Here is a 19,031-nt window from a genome sequence, read left to right as displayed (position 1 = left end):
ATCCTACTGGCTGGCCAGGTATTGTTCGCGATCCAGAGTCTCCTGCTCACGGTCACCGACCATATCCTTGATCGTGACGGTGCCATCGGCCAACTCGGAGCCGCCCATGATCAGGCAGACCTTGGCGCCGGTCTTGTTGGCGGCGCGCATGCGGGATTTCATGGACCCGCCCGAATAGGAAACTTCGCCCTTCAACCCTTTGTCGCGCAGTTGCTGGGCAAAGAGCATGGCAGCGTTGGCCGCTTCCTTGTCCACTACGGCAAGGTAAAAGTCAGGCGTCTCGGCCTCCAGTTGCTCAAGCAGCAGCGCAAGGCGCTCCATGCCGCAGGCAAAGCCGGTTCCGGGGCAGTCGGGACCGCCCAGATTCTTGATCAGGCCGTCGTATCTGCCGCCGCCTGCCACCGCGGTCTGGGACCCGATGTCATAGGAAGCGACCTCGAAACAGGTGCGCACATAGTAATCGAGCCCGCGCACCAGGCGGGGATTCAACTCATAGTTTACGTCCGCTCCGTCGAGGATGGCCTTGACGTCACCGAAATGGGTTTCACAATCGTCGCACAGGTGATCCGTGATGACCGGGGCGTCGACGACCAACTCCTTGCAGGTTGGCACTTTACAATCCAGAACGCGCAGCGGATTAGTCTCCATGCGACGACGACAGTCTTCGCAGAAATTCTCCTTGTCCTTGGATTTGTAGTAGTCGATGAGCGCCTGCTTGTAGGTGGGGCGGCACTCGTGGCAACCGAGGGAATTCAGCTCGATGGTCAGCTTGGTCAGTCCCAGCTTATTGAGGAACGTGCGCAGCATCAGGATCAACTCGGCATCGGCCTGGGCCTCATCGGCACCGAAAATTTCTGCATTGAGCTGATGGAACTGGCGCTGGCGGCCCTTCTGGGGACGCTCGTAACGGAACATGGGACCGAAAGTGAAAAATTTGGAAATCTTGCCCGGCTGATGCGTCTTGGATTCGATGAATGCGCGGACAACACCGGCGGTGGCTTCCGGGCGCATGGTCAGGGAGCGGTCTTTTCGATCCGGGAAGGTGAACATTTCCTTGCCGACCACATCGGTATCTTCACCGATGGATTTCTGGAACAGCTCGGTCTTTTCGAGGATGGGGGTACGTAATTCACCGAAGCCGTAGCGGGAAAAGACCTCACGGGCGCGAGTTTCCATGGCGGTGAATTTCGCTGCCTCTTCAGGGAAGAGATCAACGAACCCTTTGATTTTTTGTACTTTGGACATGGCGTGTATATATTCCTTAATCAGAGTCAGGTCACTGGAAACGATTTTGGTTAGTCCATTCGGGACAGATTGTCAAAAAGGGAATGCGCAAAACCCTTGGCTGAGGCCGATTTTCGCAAGACCACACCGTCTGCCGCAAAAACCTCACGGACGATCAGGCACAGCCCCCTTCTGTCATGAAGAATAGGATTTGACCTTGATAGTAAAGTGCTCCATGCTTGCGGCCGGAGGATACTCATGAGCATTGTTTCTGCCTGTGCAATGGATTGCGGCGATTGCTGTTCCCTTATCGTCGACCCTGAAACCAAGAAAATCAAGGGCAACCCCCGGCATCCCTTCACAAAAGGGTTCTGCTGCCGCAAGGGGTCCCGCTATTTCGAGCGTCTGGACGCCCACGACCGAATCGTCACCCCTCTCATCAGGGAGGATGGGCAGTTTCGCGAGGCGGACTGGGACGAGGCCCTGACACTGATTGCCGACAAGCTGAATCCGCTGCTGCCCACGCCAGAGAAGATTCTGCACGCTCGCGGTCACGGGTATCGGGGCGTTATCGGCGACGCAAGCAAAGTCTTTTTCAAGAAGCTGGGGACCTCGGCCCTGTACGGATCAGTGTGTGACAACACCGGTATCGAGGCTTCCCTCCGTGATTTCGGCGATCTGCAGCACAATGATCCCGAGGATATCCTCAATGCCAGCCGTGTCATCAATTGGGGGCGTGATCTCGCCCGTTGTTCCATTCACCAGTTGCAGCTCCTCCACAAGGCACGCAAAAACGGCACCGAGGTGTTGACCATCTCCCCCGGTGGAGATGACACCGCAGAATTTTCCGACGTCAATGTCATCATCCGTCCAGGCACTGACCGCTTTCTGGCCGCTGCCGTGCTCAAGTTGTATCTCGAAGCCGGCGATCTCAACCCATGGGTGCTCAACCGATGCGCCAACTGGCCGGTACTCCGCGGCATCATCGACGGTTACAAGCTCTCCGAGCTGACCAGCATGTGCGAAGTCTCCACCGCTGACGTCGAGATGATCTACGACTGGTATGCCGACACCGGCAACGTGGCGACCCTCATCAGTTGGGGACTGCAACGCCATCTGTACGGCGGCGAGAACGTCCGGTTCATCAATGCGCTGGCAATGATCTCCGGCAATATCGGCATCTCCGGCGGCGGTGCCTACTACAATGTTTCTTCCGGTCGCAACCTCGGCAAGTGGGACCATCTCGTTATGGATCACGAGCCGGAACGCCGCACCTTCCTTCAGCAGGACCTGGGTGCCGAGCTGCGACGGGCCGACCCCAAGGTCGAATTCATCTGGGTCGACGGGTTCAACATCGTCAATCAGGTACCCGATTGTCTGGCCGTTGCCGACGCCTTTCGCAAGCCGTTCGTTGTCTGCGTGGAAGCCTTCATGAACGACACCGCGCTCACCGCCGATGTCATTCTTCCGCCTGCCCTGATGCTGGAGCGTGAAGACGCCTTCGGTTCCTTCGTCCACAACTACGTGCATTACTGCGCCAAGGTCGTGGAGCCACGTGGTCAGTGTCGGCCGGACCATGAGGTTTTGCGTGATCTTGGTGCGCGGCTGGATACGCCTGTCACGTTGCCGGACACCGAGACAATGCTCGAGGAAAGCTTGAAAAAGGGTGGTTTCTCTCTTGAAGAGTTGCGCGAGAACGGGTTTGTCAAAGCCATGCATCCCTACGTGGCTTACGAGGACATGCAGTTCGCCCATCCTGACGGATTGTACCGGTTCCCCGAGACATTGACGCCCGAGCCTGAGCGCGACCCTGATTATCCGCTCCAGTTGTTGACTCTGGTCCGTCGCAAGTATCTGCATTCCCAGATTCCCGAAGACGATCAGCGAGGCACGCCGACCGTTTGGGTTTCCAAGCAGAACCCCGCCTGGGGACCGCTCAACCCGGCCGAAGAAGTCTATCTTGTCACGCCGCAAGGTGCCATGCAGGTTCAGATGAAGACCATCGACGATCTGCATCCGCGTGCCGTGATCATTCGACGCGGTGGATGGATGAAGATGGGGCACAACGCCAACGTCATCATCAAGCCCATGAACACGGATATGGGTGACGGGACTGCCTACTACAGTCAGGTTTGTCGGTTGGAGAACAGATAGCGGCTGTTTGTTTTTGCCCGTTGGGGCGGAGTAATCAGATGAGGAAGCCGCCTTCGGCGGGATTGGTCAGGTGATTTCGCCTCCGGCGGGCAAGGACTACCGCCCTTGCATCCCGAGACTGACTCCTGTGGAGTCATGCGTCTTATGTTACTAATTTCAGACTTTCTTTGAGCACCACCCTCGCCGAAGGCGCAATGGGACTCCAAAGGGGCTCGCCCTTTGGCCGCCGGAGGCGAAGTCTTGCGACATATCGCCGCAACGCGGCATTCATATTCTGCTTTCAAATAAAAAAAGAGCCTTGGCACATATACCAAGGCTCTTTCTATTAAAACTACGTACTTTAGAATGTGTAGCGAAGGCCCATCACCACTTCATGGGCTGTAATCTCATCAGCTTTGATACCCAAGTTAGTAGGTGCCCCCCATTCCATGCTTCCCATGTCCAGATAGCGATAGCTCGTATCGAGAGTCCAATGGTCCGAAATATCGTAGGCAACACCACCCCCGATTTGCCAAACAAAATTTGTTTCTTCTCTCTTTTTGCTCGACTTAACATCAGTGGCGATAACCGTCACATCCGCATCTGATTGAAGGAATGCATACCCAATTCCACCACCGATAAACGGAGTGAAGGCAGTACCGGTATCAAAGTCATAATACACGTTTGCCAATACGGTCTGGACTGCCATGTCGACATTAGTCTTTGTCGCAACAAGGGCATTTTTGAACGTGGGATTCGCCTTATAACCAAAATCCTCACGAACCATGTATTCAAGCTCAGTGCGAACAGGAATATCATGTGATTTGCTCCAATCGTACCCGATAGTTCCACCTAACATCAAAAGAGTATCTTCTTCGCTCTTCTTGTTGATGGCTGCCCTATTGGCGATTTGCGTAGTATTCTTCACGTCGTCAACGCCCATCAGGGAAACGCCTAACTTCGCCCCGACATAAAACGGAGTGCGTTCTTCCGCTAAAGCCTGGCCGGGAATTACAAGTAAGGTAAACAAACAAACAACAATAAAATGTACTCGAGTCATAACAACTTTCCAGCTTAGAATGAAATACGATATGATCAACCTTAACCATTCATAGCCACCACAAGAGAGCATGTGATATAGACTTTCTATATTGTTGTAAATACTTGTTGATACATTTAATACAAAAAAATTTGGGATAATGATATTTACTAAACGAATGCTGTAGCAGGATTCTACGAGGTGCTTGATCTTTGGCTGCCGGAAGCAAAATATCACTACACATCGCCGCAACGCGGCATTCATATTCTGCTTAAACATAAATTAGGATGGGAAACCGCCTTCGGCGGGATTTGTCAGGTGATTTCGCCTCCGGCGGGCAAGGACTATCGCCCTTGCATCCCCAGTCTGGCTCCTGTGGAGCCATAGATCGTATATTGCTGATTACTGAGTAGAGACCTCTGCGCATCCCCTTTTCGCGTCCGTGCCTTGCGCTCCGCACCCAATTTGATGTTCTGACCGCACCCCAGCTTGGGCTCATTCCCGGCCTTTTCCTGCCATTTCTGGCCGAAATGCCGGATTTTGGACGCACCTCTCCCTTCAGGCTCGCGCCAGTCGAACAGCTTTTTTCAAATTGAACGCCATGGCGAGGATGTGGAACTCTCCCTCCACCTTCTCACGACCCACGTATCGGGACCGAAAGAATGCGTAGCCACGTTTGAGTGTGCCGAAGGCCCGCTCGACTATTTGCCGAATGCTGCTGATGTCACGGTTGCGGGTCTTTTCGAAGTCTGTCAGCCTGCCGCCACGAGGCGTCTTGTCCATGGTTCCGTCCTCCAAATCGCGATCAAACAGAATGTCCCGGTTCTTCCCGCTGCAATAGCCCTTGTCCGCATAAACCCGTGCGCCGGGATCAAGGCCGACGCCATTCACGAGCCGCTCGAATTCGCCCGTGTCCGAATGGTTCGCGGGAGTGATGTGACCACAGAGCAGAAACCCGTCTCGACTGTCCGTCGCGGCATGGAGCTTGTAGCCGTAATAGGCCCGATTTCTCTTGCGGAGCCAGGCCGCCTCCTCGTCATCCGAATAGCTGACCCGGCAGTCCACCGGCCCATCCTGTTCTTCGGCGTCCTCGGAACGGTCCTCAGGCATCACGTCGATAACCTTGCGCGGCCGCCGCTGCGACTCGACTACCGAGGCGTCCACCACGGCTCCCTCACGGACAAGAAGCCCTTGTCCTTCAAGCTGGCGGTTAAGCATGTCGAGCAAGGAGTCCAGCACCTTCAGGCGGATCAAACCGTTACGGAAACGGCATATGGTGGTCTCGTCCGGCACGTCGTCCTCGATGGAAAAACCGGTAAATCTGACAAAGGAGAGCCGGTCGAGCAGCGCCTGCTCCACGCCCGGATCACTCAGGTTGTACCAACGCTGCAAGAGCAGAATCTTGAACATCGCCAGAGGCGGATAGGCGGGATTGCCCACGGCGTTGGCCTTGCGCCTGATCTTCTTGCACAGAAAGGCGTTGATGGGCTGCCAGTCGATGAGTTCGTTGATCTCATCCAGAAATGTGGTCTTGGTTCTGCGGTGCCCCAGGAAGTAATCACCCAACCGAGGTCCTTTCTGCCGAATAGCCATGCCTTCCTCCTTTGGATGGAGAAATAATAGCATAATAAATCAAATAGTTAAAGAGTAAAAGTGTGGGATTTGCCGTGCAGAGGTCTCGAGTATCGTTAAGCATCATCCTCGCCGAAGGCGCAATGGGATTCCAAAAAGTACCCACCGCGTTTATGAAAAGTCGCCCCCTGCCTTGTTTGTTAATTATGGCAGGGGGTTACTTTTTGGGGATAGTTGGTGTTCTTCGGTGTCTTGTGGTGATTTTGGAATGGAAATCACACATTTTTTCACACACGCAATTCAATAAAAAACCATTATTTCAAATAGATATACTGCTTATTTAAAGTCGCGTCAACAACGTAAAATTATTTAAGAAGAGTGAACCTATGGTTTGCCCATGCCTCCTTTAATGCCGTTCAAGAGGGCATGTGGAGGCACATCTAAATTAACCAACTAAAAACACTGAGCTTTCGCCCGTTAAATCCGTCTTGCACTACGTGTGCACCATGTGCTGTGGGCGCACTATATCGCTTATTTACGCATGCTGTCGGTATAAAAGAGGACACAAAAAGACACAAATCTCCTAACCCAATAGGGGAACCATTACACGCTTAGCAGGCGGATTTTGTGCCTAATGATTTCAGTAAGTTATTGAAATAGCGCACCCTAAACTGCGTCCAAAGGAGACAAAACGTACCCCGTTTCGACTGTCGGGGTACGTTTTGTGGTACGTTTTCGACTCTATTTAATTACTCTCAAGGCCTCCATAATGCCATTCAAGTTTTCCTGAGAAAGCATCACCCTTTTATTCATCCAGAGAAAACTGAACCCAAGCATCAACATTGAGGGCGATTTCAAATCGCTTCCTGCAATCATCTACTTCGGATTGCAGGTGCTCAATAATTCTATCTGCATCCTCCTTGCTGTATTCGTACTTCGAGGTATTTGACAACTCCGAGACCTCTTTTATGCTTTTAATGGCGGCGTTGACCCGCTTGTTGGCTAGTTTGACGAATTTTGTCCTGTCCGTCATTGCACCATCTCCTTCTGTTTGTATGAACCTTAATCAGATTGCCAGATAGGTGTCTCGCAACTCTTCATTGTCCAGGACCTCTTGGGCCGTTCCCTGAAACACGACTTCACCCATATCGAGGATGATGGCCGAGTCAGCCAGTTGCAGTGCTGCAACAGCATTTTGCTCGACTATGATTGTCGTGATTCCCATTTCCTTGATCTTGTTGACGATATCCTCGATTTCCCGAACGATCTGCGGAGCGAGTCCCTCATAAGGTTCATCGAGCAACAGGAGCTTGAGGTCACGGGCCACAGCTCTGGCAACGGCGAGCATTTGCTGCTCTCCTCCAGATAAAGTGGCCGCATCCTGCTTGCGCCGCTCTGCGAGCCTCGGGAAGGACTCATAAACACGTTCCAAAGGCCATCCGATGGGCTTGGCCACCTGGGAAATGATCAGATTCTCTTCGACACTGATCCCCGGAATGATTCGTCTGTCTTCGGGGACGAGTTGAACTCCGGCACGGGCCGCCTTGAACGTCGGCATGGTGTGGAGCGGCTGATCGTCCAACCAAATCTCACCCTGATGCAATTCGGGGTCTCGTGCCCTGGCAATGGTTCGCAACGTTGAGGTCTTGCCGGCTCCATTGCGCCCAAGGAGTGCGACAACCTCGCTTTCCTTGATGTCAAAGGATACACCTTGGACAATATAACTTTCACCGTAGTAGGCGTGCAGATCACGGCATGACAAAAACGCATCCTTGAATGTCGTATCCCTTTCTTTTTCCTTAAGCTGGGTACTCATGCGTGTCCTCCTCCCAGGTAGGCTTCCTTGACGCGTGGGTCTGCCCGAACTTCCTCGGGCTTGCCGCTGGCAATGATCTTGCCCTGCGCCAGTACACTGATGCGATCTGCCAAACTGAAAACCACATGCATGTCGTGCTCGATGACGACTTTGGTCATGCCGGTTTTGTGGATGTCCTTGAGCAGGTCGATGGTCTTGTTGGTATCGTGGCGCGACATTCCCGCCGTGGGTTCATCAAGTAGGAGCAGGCGCGGGTGTGAAGCTAGGCAGACCGCCAGCTCCAACCGACGTTTGTCGCCACGAGACAGATGCTCCGCCTGGACATGCAGTTGTTCTCCAAGACCAAGCCGTCGCAGATAGTTGGTGGCTTCTCCAATAACCTGATGATCTGAGTCCAGGGCCTCAAGAGCACGCGGCGAGAAATGCCCGTCCCGCTTGGCAAGTCCGGCAATCGCCACATTGTGTATGAGCGACATGGCCGGGAATATCTGCGGTGTCTGAAAGACTCGCGCGATACCGAGCTGGATGATGTCATGGGGCTTCATCACAGGCAGCTTGTCTTTGTCATAGGGGTTGTCCCCAATGATGGGCCGCCCCTGGAACCAGACTGTGCCCTGGTCTGATTCGATGAGCCCGATCAGGGCGTTGAGCAACGTGGACTTGCCCGCTCCATTGGGACCGATGATGGCGTGAATACTGCCCTCCTCGATCTGGAGGTTGACGTCGTCCAGTGCCTGCAATCCCCCGAAGCGTTTGCTCAGATTGTTCACTTCCAAAAGGTATTTCTTGTCCATGGCTATTCTCCTCCTTCGGTGAAGGAGGCGTACTTGCCTTCCCGCTCATCCAGCAATGAGCCCGGTGCGTCGGGAACATTGTCCCTGCGCGCGGCCGGCTGCCCCATCTGTTGCCTGATGCGTCGATACAGATCGATGAATCCACCGGGCAGGAAGATGACGACCAAGACGAAGACTGAACCAAGAACCAGCTTCCACTGGGGTCCAATAACGCCCTGGATGACATTCTCGAAGTAGAGCATGAATCCGGCACCCAGCATGGGCCCAAGCAATGTATTAATGCGCTTTCCCCCGAAATTCGGACCACTGGTTAAGGTGGAATCTGCGTCCTTAAACCGATAAGGAAGGACGCATGACAAAGAGCAGCAAAAGACGGAAACATTCGGACAAGTTTAAGGCCAAGGTCGCACTTGAGGCGATTCGTGGCGTGAAGACGCTTGCGCAACTGGCTGCGGAGTACAAAGTGCACCCCAATCAGATTTCCACGTGGAAGCGGCAGCTCCTTGAGAATGTCGATGACATCTTTTCCAGTGGCAAGAAAGCCAAAAGCCAGGAGGAGATAACCGCACCGTTATTTGAGGAGATCGGTCGGCTCAAGATGGACATCAAGTGGCTTGAAAAAAAGTTGTAAGCCTGCCGCTTGAGGTGCGCCGCCAGTGGATCAAACCAGATCGGGAGTATTCCATCCGGCGGCAATGCAAGTTGGCAGGCATTTCCCGTTCGGGATTTTACTACAAGCCTGTAGCCGAATCCGATGAAAATTTAGCCTTGATGCGTCTCATCGACGAGCAGTATCTGCGTCAGCCGGATTACGGCTCGCCGCGCATGACGGATTGGCTGAAGACCCAAGGCCATCAAGTCAACCACAAACGAGTTGAGCGACTGATGCAACTGATGGGCTTGCAAGCCATCACTCCAGGGCCGCATACGAGTGTCCCCAATCCGGAGCATCCCGTGTTTCCGTATCTGCTGAAAGGAGTTGCCATTGAGAGGAAAAATCAAGTCTGGAGCGCTGACATCACCTACATCCCCATGCAGCGCGGCTTTCTGTACCTGGTGGCAGTGATAGACTGGTGGAGCCGCTTCGTGCTGGCTTGGGAGCTATCGAACTCGATGGATAGTTCTTTCTGCGTGGAGGCGCTCAACAAGGCTTTGCGCATTTCTACGCCGGAGGTGTTCAACACGGACCAGGGAGCGCAGTTCACGAGTCGTGAATTTACCGGAGTTTTGCAGAGCAAGGGAATTGCAATCAGCATGGACGGCAAAGGTCGCGCAATCGACAATGTCTTCATAGAGCGGCTGTGGTGGACGGTGAAATATGAGGATATTTACCCTAGGGCGTACTGTGATGGAATCGAGCTATACCATGGGCTTACGCGCTATTTTAGGTATTACAACGAGGAGCGCGGTCATTCGTCGTTGGACAAAAGAACTCCCGCTGCCGTATACAGAAGCAACTTGAATGTTCATTGACTTGGCTCGTAGCCGTTGCTCCGCTCCGCCCTCGGCCCTTCGGGCCGCCCCTACGGGGACGGGCTACGCTCCACAACGGCTACGGCGAACCGCCTCTAAGGAGGCACAAACTCGGACGCCGGGCTCCACCTTAAAATGACCGATCAGTGGTCCAAAGGATGGGGGGAGGCGCAGACCTCAGAGATCGGATTGTCGGCAAAGCCGAGTCCCTGTGTTGCAACGCACCGGATGACATCCCGTTCCGTAAAAATACCCGCTGGCTGCCCACCATCCACGATCACGATACAACTGATCTTCCTGTCCCGCATGGTGGCAAGGGCTTCCGAGGTTGGCGTGTCTGGAGACACGCTGTAGACATTGGGAGTATAGATCTCCTCCATCCGCTTTTTAATCATCTCTCTCCTTGTGAACGCAACTCGCCGAGCCAGTCCCTTTGAGGGAACAGGCGAAGGCGTTTTAACATGAAGCGGGAAAAGAGAAAGATGCGACGTACTGAAAGAGCTATCCCACAAATTTTAATAGGGGCTGTACCAGATAACTCCTTTGGGTTATCGGTATGGCAATGCGAAAAAGTCGTTTGAGCAAGGACAAGCAGCTTCGTTTAATCGAACATTTTGTGGCTGGCACGACAGCTCGTTGCGCTGCCGATCTGGTTGGTGTGAACGTCAAAACAGCCGCCTATTACTTTCACCGGCTCCGGGAAATCATAGCGGTAGAAGAGTCCTGTGAAGGGATGGATTTTGGCGAATTTGAGGTCGATGAGAGCTACTTCGGTGGCAAGCGAAAGGGCAAAAGAGGACGTGGGGCGGCTGGTAAGGTTCCTGTTTTTGGAATCCTTAAAAGGGGCGGGAAGGTCTATACACAGGTGATTCCTGATGCGAAAGGTAAAACCTTGCTTCCCATTATTCAGGAAAGAATCCAGCCAGACAGTGTGGTTTACTCGGACTGCTGGTATGGCTACAATGTCCTTGATGTGTCAGCGTTCAAACACTTCCGAATCAACCACTCGAAGCTGTTTGCAGATAGCCACAACCACATCAATGGAATCGAGAATTTTTGGAACCAGGCCAAACGCCATATGAGGAAATTCAACGGCATTCCAACCAAGCATTTTTCTCTGTTTTTAAAGGAATGCGAGTGGCGTTTTAATAACAGCAATCCGCGAAGCCAGTTTAAACAACTGAAACAGTGGGTTAGAAGACATATGGGCTAGTTATCTGGTACAGCCCCTTGTGGTCTTGCCTCTTGCGCTGGATTTACACTGGTGTGACGACGAGATCACGTCCATCAGCCCCCGCTTCGCCGATGCCGATGAACAGAGCGTATCGTTTTCCGCCCATGCGAAAGAAATCGAATCCGCTTTGGAGCGATACATAAACGGCCAGCGACCACAATGGCCGGACCTTCCCCTCCACATGACCGATCTCACCGACTTCCAACGGGTCACCTTGGACGCCACAAAAGCCATTCCCCAAGGGGCAACCAGAACTTACGGCGAACTGGCTGCCGACATCGGCTCCTCGGGCGGAGCACAAGCTGTGGGGCGTGTCATGGCAACCAATCCGTTTCCGATCATTTACCCCTGCCACAGAGTACTCGGCTCCAATGGGAAACTGGTCGGATTCAGCGCAAAAGACGGCCTGAAAATGAAACAGTACCTGCTCCGACTGGAAGGCGCTCTCCTGTAACGCAAGCCCCTGACGCAAGAGCCTCCGCCCTTCTGCCACTTAGCCTCTGCGCTCATTCCTGAAAATTACTCGCCACAAAAAAAGGCCACCTCAAGAGGCGGCCTTTGAATGATTCATTGTGAAAACCGTTACTGGGTCAACCGCTGTGCAAGCTTCACTGCATCGATGGCATCAGTGGACCACCCGTCAGCGCCAATGGCGTTACAGAATTTTTCCGTAACAACCGCACCGCCGATGATCACCTTGGTGTCGAGACCGCGCTCACCCACCAGCTTGATGGTATCTTCCATGCGGACCATGGTCGTGGTCATGAGGGCCGACAGCCCGATGATGGACGCCTTGTGCTCCTGAGCGGCGTCGACAATGGTTTCGGCCTTGACGTCCTTGCCCAGATCCACCACCTCGAAGCCGTAGTTCTTGAGCATCAGACAGACAATATTCTTGCCGATGTCGTGGATATCGCCTTCCACTGTGGCCATGATGACTACCGGCTTTTCTCCGGCAGATTCGTCCTCTTCCAACAGCGGCTTCAAACGGGCAAATGCCGTCTGCATGGTTTCAGCGGACTGGAGCAACTGCGGCAGGAAGTATTCCTTTTTCTCGTACTTGTCGCCCACGGCAAGAATGCCGGGAATGAGCAGATCATTGACGATGCTCATGGCCGCCTTGCCAGCATCAAGCTCCTTTTCTACCAGAGCGACAATGGAATCCTTGTCACCTTTGATGACCGCAGCCTGAACCGGAGGAAGATTGCTGTCCGTGGAGTTAGCAGTCTTACCGGTAGACGGCGCTGCTCCTCCCTGAGAGCCGCCGGTCCAATCGGAGAACTTCTCGATATACCGTTCCGCCTGCGGATCGCGGTTGAGCAGCACTTCGGTGGCATGCAGTGATTCCTGCAAACGGGCGGAGTTGGGATTGGCAATAAATGAACACAGTCCCGATGCCATGGAAAGCGACAGGAAGGTGGAGTTCAGCAGTTCTCGGGCAGGCAGACCAAAAGAGATATTGGACAGGCCGATGGTAGTGGGCAGACCCCACTCATCGCGACAGTGGCGCATGACATCCAAGGCATGGCGTGCCGCTTCGGGCTTGGATGACACTGTCAGAGCCAAAGCATCAACCATGATCAACCGTTTGGGAATTCCGAGGTCATACGCCTGTTGCAGCAACCCTTCAATAACCGTCAACCGCTCGGCTGCGGTCACAGGCAGCTTGTTACCGACGATGGGCAGCAGGATAAACGGTGCACCGAACTGCTTACACAGCGGGCCAAGCTCCTCCATCTTGCCGGACTCACCGGAAATGGAGTTAACCAGCGGCGAACCGGGGTACACCCACAGTCCCGCTTCAACAGCCTTGGGATCATTGGAATCAATTGAAAGAGGGGTAGAAAAACGACTGATCAGCGTTTTGGTCAGTTCCGGCAGGAGAGCGACTTCGTCAACCATCGGCGCACCGACGTTGACATCCAGCACGGGTGCTCCGAGGTCTATCTGCTCAGAGGCGAAACGCAGAGCTTCGGTGAAAGCACCATCCTGCAACTCGGCTGTCAGTTGTTTTTTCCCGGTCGGATTGATGCGCTCGCCGATGATCACGCCAGGATGGTTAAAACCGATGGGAACCGAAACGGCACGCGATGTCAGAACCAGTTGGGCGTCGTCGGTTTTTTCCGGGCGTTGCCATGTTTTGTCACCGACCTTGGCGCGCAAGGCACGAATGTGGTCGGGGGTGGTGCCACAGCAACCGCCAATGAATTTGGCACCCAGATCAACGAACGCGGCGGCCTGCTCGGCAAAAGGCTCGGGCGGCAAACGGAATCGGGTGTTGCCGTCATCGTCCAGCTCAGGCAGACCGGCGTTGGCTTCGGCAAAAACCGGGGTTTCCAAACGGGGCGCCCAGGAACGCAGGATATTCTGCATCTGCTCAGGGCCAGCCGAACAGTTCGTACCGATCAGCTCGACGCCCATATTCTGCATGGTGTCGACAAAGGTCTGCGGCGTAGTGCCTGTAAGGGACGCGTCGCCCTCAAAGGTCATGGAGAGCGCAACGGGCAGATCACAAACCTGCCGTGCCGCGACCACCACAGCCTTGGCCTCGGCCAGATCGAAATGAGTTTCACCCAAAATCAGATCGGCACCGCCATCCACACAGCCGCGAATCTGCTCTTTGAAAATATCTACCAGCTCTCGAAACGTCAGATCACCAAGGGGTTCGACAAAGTGTCCGGTGGGCCCAATGGAGGCGGCAACGAATGCATTGTCGCCAGCGACCTGCCGTGCGATTTCAGTCATGGCCTTGTTCAACTCATATGGATCCGCATCCATGCCCAGCTTCGGACGGGAGCCGCCGAATGTGTTGGTAGTCAGAACATTGGCTCCTGCATCGATGTAATCCTGATGCACGCCGCGAATGACATCCGGTTCCTTGAGTCCCCACAATTCCGGGGAAAGTCCGGCGGGCAGTCCTCTGCTCTGCAGCAGCGTTCCATAACCGCCATCGAAAAAATACACTTTATCGTCACGCAATACGGATCTGAAATCGGGCACTTCTCACTCCTGAAACCCCGCTGGCGGGGCAATTAATTCTTATATCTAGATATCTCGATATAGCCCCTGTACCTTTGAAAATCAAGTATTTTTCACGGCGAGACAATAATCAGAGGGCCAGCATGAGCATATGGTTGCACAAATTTGCCCCGAGGTGAAAAACATTGAAAAGGAAACACAAAAACTATAATGTCGTTTTCTTACTCTTATATTAGTATTGAACCGGAAGCCCATAAGGCCCGATATATAGATATGTCATCCAAAGATAATGATACACAGTTGAATTCGAACATCATGGAGCCGGAGCTTGTCGAAGAAGACATTGACGAGCAGGCCATAGACGAAGAGGCACTCAAATCTGCCCATGTGGAGGGCAAAACCGTCAGCTCCCAGGCAGTGCCGGTTTCCCCGCCCGCCAAAGTGGAACCGATTGAAACGCTGCTTCCCGCCTTTGCCAAGCCGACTTCCAAGGAAGTCCGAGTACGCGACCCCCTTCAGTTGTACCTGCGGGAGATTGCGCGATTTCCCATGCTCGACCCGGACGAGGAATACGCGCTGGCCAAACGCGTGCAGGATGAGAACGATCAGGATGCCGCATTCAAGCTGGTTTCCTCCCATCTTCGCCTTGTGGTCAAGATTGCCATGGATTTTCAGCGCAAATGGATGCAGAACGCCCTTGATCTGGTGCAGGAAGGCAATGTCGGCCTTCTCAAGGCCGTAACAAAATTCGATCCTGAAAAGGGAATCAAATTTTCCTACTATGCTGCATTCTGGATCAAGGCGTACATCCTGAAATACATCATGGACAACTGGCGCATGGTCAAGGTGGGCACCACCCAGACGCAACGCAAGCTGTTCTACAACCTGAACAAGGAACGGCAGCGCCTTCTGGCTCTCGGATTTGATCCGACCACCGAAGCGCTCTCCAAGTCCCTGGGGGTGAGCGAGACCGATGTCGAAGAGATGGACCAACGTCTGTCCAAGAACGACATGTCGCTCAACACGCCCCTTGGCGAGGACTCGGATGCCACGAAAATGGACTTCCTGCCGTCGTTTGGCCCCGGCGTCGAGGAGACCATCGCCAGCGACCAGATCGTGGACCTGATGCTTGAAAACATCAAAGCGATCCGGCCCTCGCTTAATGAGAAGGAACTGGCTATCCTTGATGACCGTCTGCTCTCAGAGGACCCCGTCACCCTGCGCGAAATCGGGGAACGATTCGAGGTGACCAGAGAGCGGGTGCGGCAGATCGAAGCACGCCTACTGGTCAAGATTCGGGAATACATGACCGAAAAGATCAAAGGGTTTTCCAAAGACTGGGTACTGGAACACGAATAAAACGAGACCACTATGCCAACAAAACATCGCTCACCATCGGCAACTGCCGCGACCCTCTTGCTTCTCTGTCTCGCCATGGCCGGACTTTCCGCCTGCGCGTCAAGCTCCAAATCCCGGTCGCCGCAGATCGAGCCAAGACCTCTGAGCACCGAAGCCCAGCTCAACTACGATTACCTCGTGTATCAGGACCAGATGCAGCGATTGCAGCGTCACATGTCCGAAGGCAAACAGAGCGACCTGACTCCCGAAGATGTTCAGGATATCAAGGAACGCGCCGAAGAGGCACTGGACCGTCTGCTCAAGGAAGCCCCCTCTCCGCAGCTTTACCTCGAAAAGGCCAGCATGTACTGGAACGACCAGGCAGGCCCGGCCCGATCCCGCACCATCCTCAAGGAAGGTCTGGATGCATTTCCCGACAACCGCGTGCTGACCATCTATCTGGCGAATTCCTATGCCATCGAGAACCGTATCGGCGCTGCGGTTGACGTCATGGTCGATTACCTTTCCCGCCATCAGGACGATTTTCAGGTGCGTGAGCGCCTCGGGCAGATGCTGATGGATGCCGGTGAAAATGCCAAGGCGCTGGATGAGCTTAAACGCATCCCGACAGACAAACGCACGGCAGACACGTATTACGCCATTGGTCGCACCCAGGGCAATCTGGGCATGCGCAAGGCAGCCATCGCCAATCTCCGCAAGGCCGTGTCCATGGACCCGCGCTTTACTGAGGCACTAGTCGAACTTGCCTACCAATACGAGTTGAACAAGGACTACGTCGAGGCGGAAAAGACCTACACCACCATCCTCGAACAGGGCGACCCCTTCCCCGAAGCACGGTTGCGCATGATCAACCTGAACCTCAAGCTGAACAACCCTGATCGCGCCCTGCAACTGACTCTGGACGGTCCGCTGTCAAAGGCGTTCATCCTGGATGCGGCGCTCATGTTCATAGATGATCAGTTCTACGCACAGGGATCGACGGTTCTGGATATGCTGACATCGGACGGCGAGATTCCTGCCGAGTACTATTTCTATAAAGCGGTTATCGCCAATGACGGCGAGAAAGACCCGGACAAGGCCCTCAAACAGCTTTCCCGAGTCAGGGAAGACGATCGCCTCTACCCGCACGCACTGCGTTTCAAATCCCAACTGTACCACGTGCAGGGCGACACGGATAAGGCCCTTGAACTGGCACGACAGGGCAAGGAGCTTTTCCCCAAAGGGCACATTTTCTACGTGCTCGAATCCAAACTGCTGCGCAGCATCGACGATATCGACGGTGCGGAAGCAGTCCTGAAAGACGGGCTGAAACGACTCAAGGATAACCCCGAGATCAGCTATGAGCTTGGCATGTTGTACGAAGAGACCGACCGACGCTCCGAAGGACTTGAAATAATGGAAAAGGTGCTTCGCAGCCACCCGGACCACATCAATGCACTCAACTTTGTTGGCTACACCCTGGCCGAAGAAGGGCGTGACCTTGATCGGGCTCTGGTGCTGGTGCAGAAAGCCTCTTCCCTTGACCCGGAAAACGGCTACATTCTGGACTCCGTGGCATGGGTCTACTTCAAGCAAGGCAAGCTGGACAAGGCATGGGAGACCATCGGCTTCGCAGTTGACGCCATGAATGACGACCCGACCATATGGGAACATTACGGCGACATCGCGGCTGCCATGGGCAACATCAAGCAAGCCCGCAAGGGATATAATTATTCCCTCAAGCACGGCACGCGTGAACCGGAACACATCAAGAAGAAGCTCAAGGATTTATGATCAACTTCTGTAACGTGTTCATACGCTTCACACCAATGGCGGCGCTCCTCGTGCTGCTGAGCGTGGTCGGATGCGCACCCAAGCTGCCGCCCGGAACCATCCAGGAAACACCCGAAGCGGCATGGCGTTCTTTTCGTGACAACTACTGCGCTCCCACAGAAGCCCCCGGGGTTCTGATCAGCGCTTCGTTACGTTACACCAGAGTTGTCCCTACACGACGCACCAATCTCACACGTGTTTCCATGTGGGGTAATTTCGATGGTGCCATGCGCCTAGATATTGCGGCAGGCATCGGCAAGTTGTTGGCGCACATCAGGGAGAACGGCGACGGCCTGCTGGTATATTACCCTTCTGAGAACATCGCGTACGCCCACATCAACCCGGTTCTCGGAGCAACCCGGCTGGGCATGCCTTTCCCCTTTTCTCTCAACACACTTGCCCGAGTGACCATGGGAGATTTTTCCGAACTGGCTCCCAAGAAATACGGAAACGCTCGACCGGATGGGGATCATTACATTTACGAAGTGAACCATGGTTCCATCCGATCCATAACGCTGGATAAGGCCGGTCACCCGATTATCATTGAAGGAACGGCCCCTGATGCGTATGAAGAGAAGCGGATGTGGCAACTCAGCGTCGAACGATACGGCGACGAACCGCTCCCACTGCCCGGACGCGTGGTCCTGACCATGGACGACGGGGAGCAGGGAGTCTTGCGCGTTAAGTCACGAGAATTGAAGACAAAAGCATGGCCAAACGAATCCACGGATCTGGAACTGCCCGAAGGGGCTTTGATCAAACGCCTGGATAATGGCTACACATCCATAAAACAATAATGCTCCTGTCACACATGAGGACGTATGATGAGTGAATCGCATAATAATGACTCGGTTCTGGAAGTATTCACACTCGGGCTGAAGACCTGGGTGGCTGAAATCAAGTGGCTCGGCAAGTCGATTCTCACCCGTTTCGAGATCAGCAGACTTGAAAAAGAACTCGAACAGGAATATGGCAACCTCGGGCGTATCGCAGAGGCGCCCAGAGGAAGGAAGGCGGAAAAGGAAATGAGCCTTCGGCAGATCGACTTTCTGAAAGAGGAAATCGAGACTCTGAAGGACGAACTCATTCGTGACCGCGAGGAACGCATGAGCAAGCTGCGCGAGCAGCAGAGCTAAAACGGGAGAAATCCAAAGTGAATAAAACCATTGTCATTGGCTCCGATCACGGCGGCTATAACTTAAAGCAGGTTTTCATCGCCTGTCTGAAACAGTGGGGATACGACGTCATCGACGAAGGTCCCGATTGTCTCGATTCCTGCGACTACCCTTATTTCGCTGCCAAGGTTGCGGAAAAGGTGAAAGCGGACGACAACCTGATGGGTGTACTCATCTGCGGCACCGGGCAGGGCATGACCATGACCGCCAACCGCATGGGCGTGCGCTCCGCACTCTGCACCAACGAATTTCTCGCCCGGATGGCACGCGAGCACAACGATGCACGCATCCTCTGTTTGGGCGAACGAGTCACCGGCCAGGGGTTGGCCGTGGAGATTCTCAAGGCATTTTTGGAAACGGACTTCGGTGGCGATCGTCATCAGCGACGTATCGACCTCATCGACACAGTAGCCAAATAACA

19 protein-coding genes are annotated in these 19,031 nt (G+C 54.0%); 10 read left to right on the top strand and 9 right to left on the bottom strand.

Features of this window, described 5'->3' with window-relative positions:
• Positions 1 to 3: 3 nt before the first annotated feature.
• The gene (gene hisS, locus DPRO_RS11400) at positions 4 to 1,245 is read right to left on the bottom strand and encodes a histidine--tRNA ligase (RefSeq protein WP_097012150.1); all 1,242 of its coding nucleotides are present in this window, start codon (positions 1,243 to 1,245) and stop codon (positions 4 to 6) included.
• 237 nt (positions 1,246 to 1,482) lie between these two features.
• Here hisS and DPRO_RS11395 point away from each other — a divergent pair, with 237 nt between their 5' ends.
• Positions 1,483 to 3,378 (top strand): molybdopterin-dependent oxidoreductase, encoded by a 1,896-nt coding sequence (locus DPRO_RS11395; RefSeq protein WP_097012149.1) that lies wholly within the window; start codon positions 1,483 to 1,485, stop codon positions 3,376 to 3,378.
• A 340-nt stretch (positions 3,379 to 3,718) separates the two neighbouring features.
• On the opposite strand, the gene DPRO_RS11390 is transcribed toward DPRO_RS11395, so the two are convergent.
• Entirely contained in the window at positions 3,719 to 4,417 is a 699-nt protein-coding gene (locus tag DPRO_RS11390; protein ID WP_157917456.1) for an outer membrane protein, read from the bottom strand.
• A 180-nt stretch (positions 4,418 to 4,597) separates the two neighbouring features.
• Between DPRO_RS11390 and DPRO_RS20035 the strand changes: the two genes are divergently transcribed.
• Complete coding sequence (locus tag DPRO_RS20035; protein WP_157917455.1) at positions 4,598 to 4,783, top strand: hypothetical protein; 186 nt, start codon at positions 4,598 to 4,600, stop codon at positions 4,781 to 4,783.
• A gap of 171 nt (positions 4,784 to 4,954) precedes the next feature.
• Here DPRO_RS20035 and DPRO_RS11385 read toward each other — a convergent pair whose 3' ends face one another.
• From DPRO_RS11385 to DPRO_RS11360, 5 genes are all read right to left on the bottom strand, one after another.
• A complete protein-coding gene (locus DPRO_RS11385; RefSeq protein WP_097010253.1) occupies positions 4,955 to 6,022 on the bottom strand; it encodes an IS5 family transposase in 1,068 nt (355 codons plus the stop codon).
• A 751-nt stretch (positions 6,023 to 6,773) separates the two neighbouring features.
• Positions 6,774 to 7,001: a hypothetical protein gene (locus DPRO_RS11375; protein WP_097012146.1), complete on the bottom strand. Its 228-nt coding sequence runs from the start codon at positions 6,999 to 7,001 to the stop codon at positions 6,774 to 6,776.
• 33 nt (positions 7,002 to 7,034) lie between these two features.
• Entirely contained in the window at positions 7,035 to 7,784 is a 750-nt protein-coding gene (locus DPRO_RS11370) for an ABC transporter ATP-binding protein (protein WP_097012145.1), read from the bottom strand.
• The gene (locus tag DPRO_RS11365) at positions 7,781 to 8,578 is read right to left on the bottom strand and encodes an ABC transporter ATP-binding protein (protein WP_097012144.1); all 798 of its coding nucleotides are present in this window, start codon (positions 8,576 to 8,578) and stop codon (positions 7,781 to 7,783) included. The genes DPRO_RS11370 and DPRO_RS11365 overlap by 4 nt, the downstream gene beginning before the upstream one ends.
• 2 nt (positions 8,579 to 8,580) lie before the next feature.
• Complete coding sequence (locus tag DPRO_RS11360) at positions 8,581 to 8,838, bottom strand: hypothetical protein (RefSeq protein ID WP_097012143.1); 258 nt, start codon at positions 8,836 to 8,838, stop codon at positions 8,581 to 8,583.
• 92 nt (positions 8,839 to 8,930) lie between these two features.
• Between DPRO_RS11360 and DPRO_RS11355 the strand changes: the two genes are divergently transcribed.
• Positions 8,931 to 10,051 (top strand): IS3 family transposase gene (locus DPRO_RS11355; RefSeq protein WP_097011027.1). Its coding sequence is split into 2 segments (ribosomal slippage): positions 8,931 to 9,207 and positions 9,207 to 10,051, totalling 1,122 coding nucleotides; the frame shifts between segments, so codons are not numbered across the junction.
• 143 nt (positions 10,052 to 10,194) lie between these two features.
• On the opposite strand, the gene DPRO_RS11350 is transcribed toward DPRO_RS11355, so the two are convergent.
• On the bottom strand, positions 10,195 to 10,446 hold the full coding sequence (locus tag DPRO_RS11350; RefSeq protein ID WP_097012142.1) for a CBS domain-containing protein: 252 nt from the start codon (positions 10,444 to 10,446) through the stop codon (positions 10,195 to 10,197).
• Positions 10,447 to 10,613: 167 nt separating this feature from the next.
• On the opposite strand from DPRO_RS11350, the gene DPRO_RS11345 reads away from it, so the two are divergent.
• On the top strand, positions 10,614 to 11,264 hold the full coding sequence (locus DPRO_RS11345) for an IS1595 family transposase (RefSeq protein ID WP_097012874.1): 651 nt from the start codon (positions 10,614 to 10,616) through the stop codon (positions 11,262 to 11,264).
• Between the two features lie 19 nt (positions 11,265 to 11,283).
• On the top strand, positions 11,284 to 11,739 hold the full coding sequence (locus DPRO_RS11340) for a methylated-DNA--[protein]-cysteine S-methyltransferase (protein ID WP_097012141.1): 456 nt from the start codon (positions 11,284 to 11,286) through the stop codon (positions 11,737 to 11,739).
• A 128-nt stretch (positions 11,740 to 11,867) separates the two neighbouring features.
• Here the strand turns inward: DPRO_RS11340 and DPRO_RS11335 are convergent, their stop codons facing one another.
• On the bottom strand, positions 11,868 to 14,285 hold the full coding sequence (locus tag DPRO_RS11335) for a homocysteine S-methyltransferase family protein (protein WP_097012140.1): 2,418 nt from the start codon (positions 14,283 to 14,285) through the stop codon (positions 11,868 to 11,870).
• Positions 14,286 to 14,537: 252 nt separating this feature from the next.
• Here DPRO_RS11335 and DPRO_RS11330 point away from each other — a divergent pair, with 252 nt between their 5' ends.
• Genes DPRO_RS11330 through rpiB form a run of 5 tightly spaced genes read left to right on the top strand, consistent with a single transcriptional unit; the run spans position 14,538 to position 19,029 of the window.
• Positions 14,538 to 15,623 carry a sigma-70 family RNA polymerase sigma factor gene (locus DPRO_RS11330; RefSeq protein WP_232005564.1) on the top strand — a complete coding sequence of 362 codons (1,086 nt, stop codon included), beginning with the start codon at positions 14,538 to 14,540 and terminating at the stop codon, positions 15,621 to 15,623.
• Between the two features lie 12 nt (positions 15,624 to 15,635).
• A complete protein-coding gene (locus tag DPRO_RS11325) occupies positions 15,636 to 17,396 on the top strand; it encodes a tetratricopeptide repeat protein (RefSeq protein ID WP_097012139.1) in 1,761 nt (586 codons plus the stop codon).
• On the top strand, positions 17,393 to 18,232 hold the full coding sequence (locus DPRO_RS11320; RefSeq protein ID WP_097012138.1) for a hypothetical protein: 840 nt from the start codon (positions 17,393 to 17,395) through the stop codon (positions 18,230 to 18,232). The genes DPRO_RS11325 and DPRO_RS11320 overlap by 4 nt, the downstream gene beginning before the upstream one ends.
• Positions 18,233 to 18,256: 24 nt before the next feature.
• Positions 18,257 to 18,571: a hypothetical protein gene (locus DPRO_RS11315; protein ID WP_232005563.1), complete on the top strand. Its 315-nt coding sequence runs from the start codon at positions 18,257 to 18,259 to the stop codon at positions 18,569 to 18,571.
• Between the two features lie 17 nt (positions 18,572 to 18,588).
• The gene (gene rpiB / locus DPRO_RS11310) at positions 18,589 to 19,029 is read left to right on the top strand and encodes a ribose 5-phosphate isomerase B (protein ID WP_097012137.1); all 441 of its coding nucleotides are present in this window, start codon (positions 18,589 to 18,591) and stop codon (positions 19,027 to 19,029) included.
• Positions 19,030 to 19,031: the final 2 nt, after the last annotated feature.

It is taken from the genome of Pseudodesulfovibrio profundus (assembly GCF_900217235.1).
GTDB lineage: Bacteria > Desulfobacterota > Desulfovibrionia > Desulfovibrionales > Desulfovibrionaceae > Pseudodesulfovibrio > Pseudodesulfovibrio profundus.
The sequence above is the reverse complement of the archived record's forward strand: the minus strand, read 5'-3'. Positions and strand labels throughout refer to the sequence as shown.

Bases quoted from the DNA above. Each gene is read 5' to 3' on its own strand.
- hisS (WP_097012150.1), bottom strand. From the start codon at position 1,245: ATGTCCAAAGTACAAAAAATCAAAGGGTTCGTTGATCTCTTCCCTGAA.
- DPRO_RS11395 (WP_097012149.1), top strand. From the start codon at position 1,483: ATGAGCATTGTTTCTGCCTGTGCAATGGATTGCGGCGATTGCTGTTCC.
- DPRO_RS11390 (WP_157917456.1), bottom strand. From the start codon at position 4,417: ATGACTCGAGTACATTTTATTGTTGTTTGTTTGTTTACCTTACTTGTA.
- DPRO_RS11385 (WP_097010253.1), bottom strand. From the start codon at position 6,022: ATGCTATTATTTCTCCATCCAAAGGAGGAAGGCATGGCTATTCGGCAG.
- DPRO_RS11375 (WP_097012146.1), bottom strand. From the start codon at position 7,001: ATGACGGACAGGACAAAATTCGTCAAACTAGCCAACAAGCGGGTCAAC.
- DPRO_RS11370 (WP_097012145.1), bottom strand. From the start codon at position 7,784: ATGAGTACCCAGCTTAAGGAAAAAGAAAGGGATACGACATTCAAGGAT.
- DPRO_RS11365 (WP_097012144.1), bottom strand. From the start codon at position 8,578: ATGGACAAGAAATACCTTTTGGAAGTGAACAATCTGAGCAAACGCTTC.
- DPRO_RS11360 (WP_097012143.1), bottom strand. From the start codon at position 8,838: ATGCTGGGTGCCGGATTCATGCTCTACTTCGAGAATGTCATCCAGGGC.
- DPRO_RS11350 (WP_097012142.1), bottom strand. From the start codon at position 10,446: ATGATTAAAAAGCGGATGGAGGAGATCTATACTCCCAATGTCTACAGC.
- DPRO_RS11345 (WP_097012874.1), top strand. From the start codon at position 10,614: ATGCGAAAAAGTCGTTTGAGCAAGGACAAGCAGCTTCGTTTAATCGAA.
- DPRO_RS11330 (WP_232005564.1), top strand. From the start codon at position 14,538: ATGTCATCCAAAGATAATGATACACAGTTGAATTCGAACATCATGGAG.
- DPRO_RS11325 (WP_097012139.1), top strand. From the start codon at position 15,636: ATGCCAACAAAACATCGCTCACCATCGGCAACTGCCGCGACCCTCTTG.
- DPRO_RS11320 (WP_097012138.1), top strand. From the start codon at position 17,393: ATGATCAACTTCTGTAACGTGTTCATACGCTTCACACCAATGGCGGCG.
- DPRO_RS11315 (WP_232005563.1), top strand. From the start codon at position 18,257: ATGATGAGTGAATCGCATAATAATGACTCGGTTCTGGAAGTATTCACA.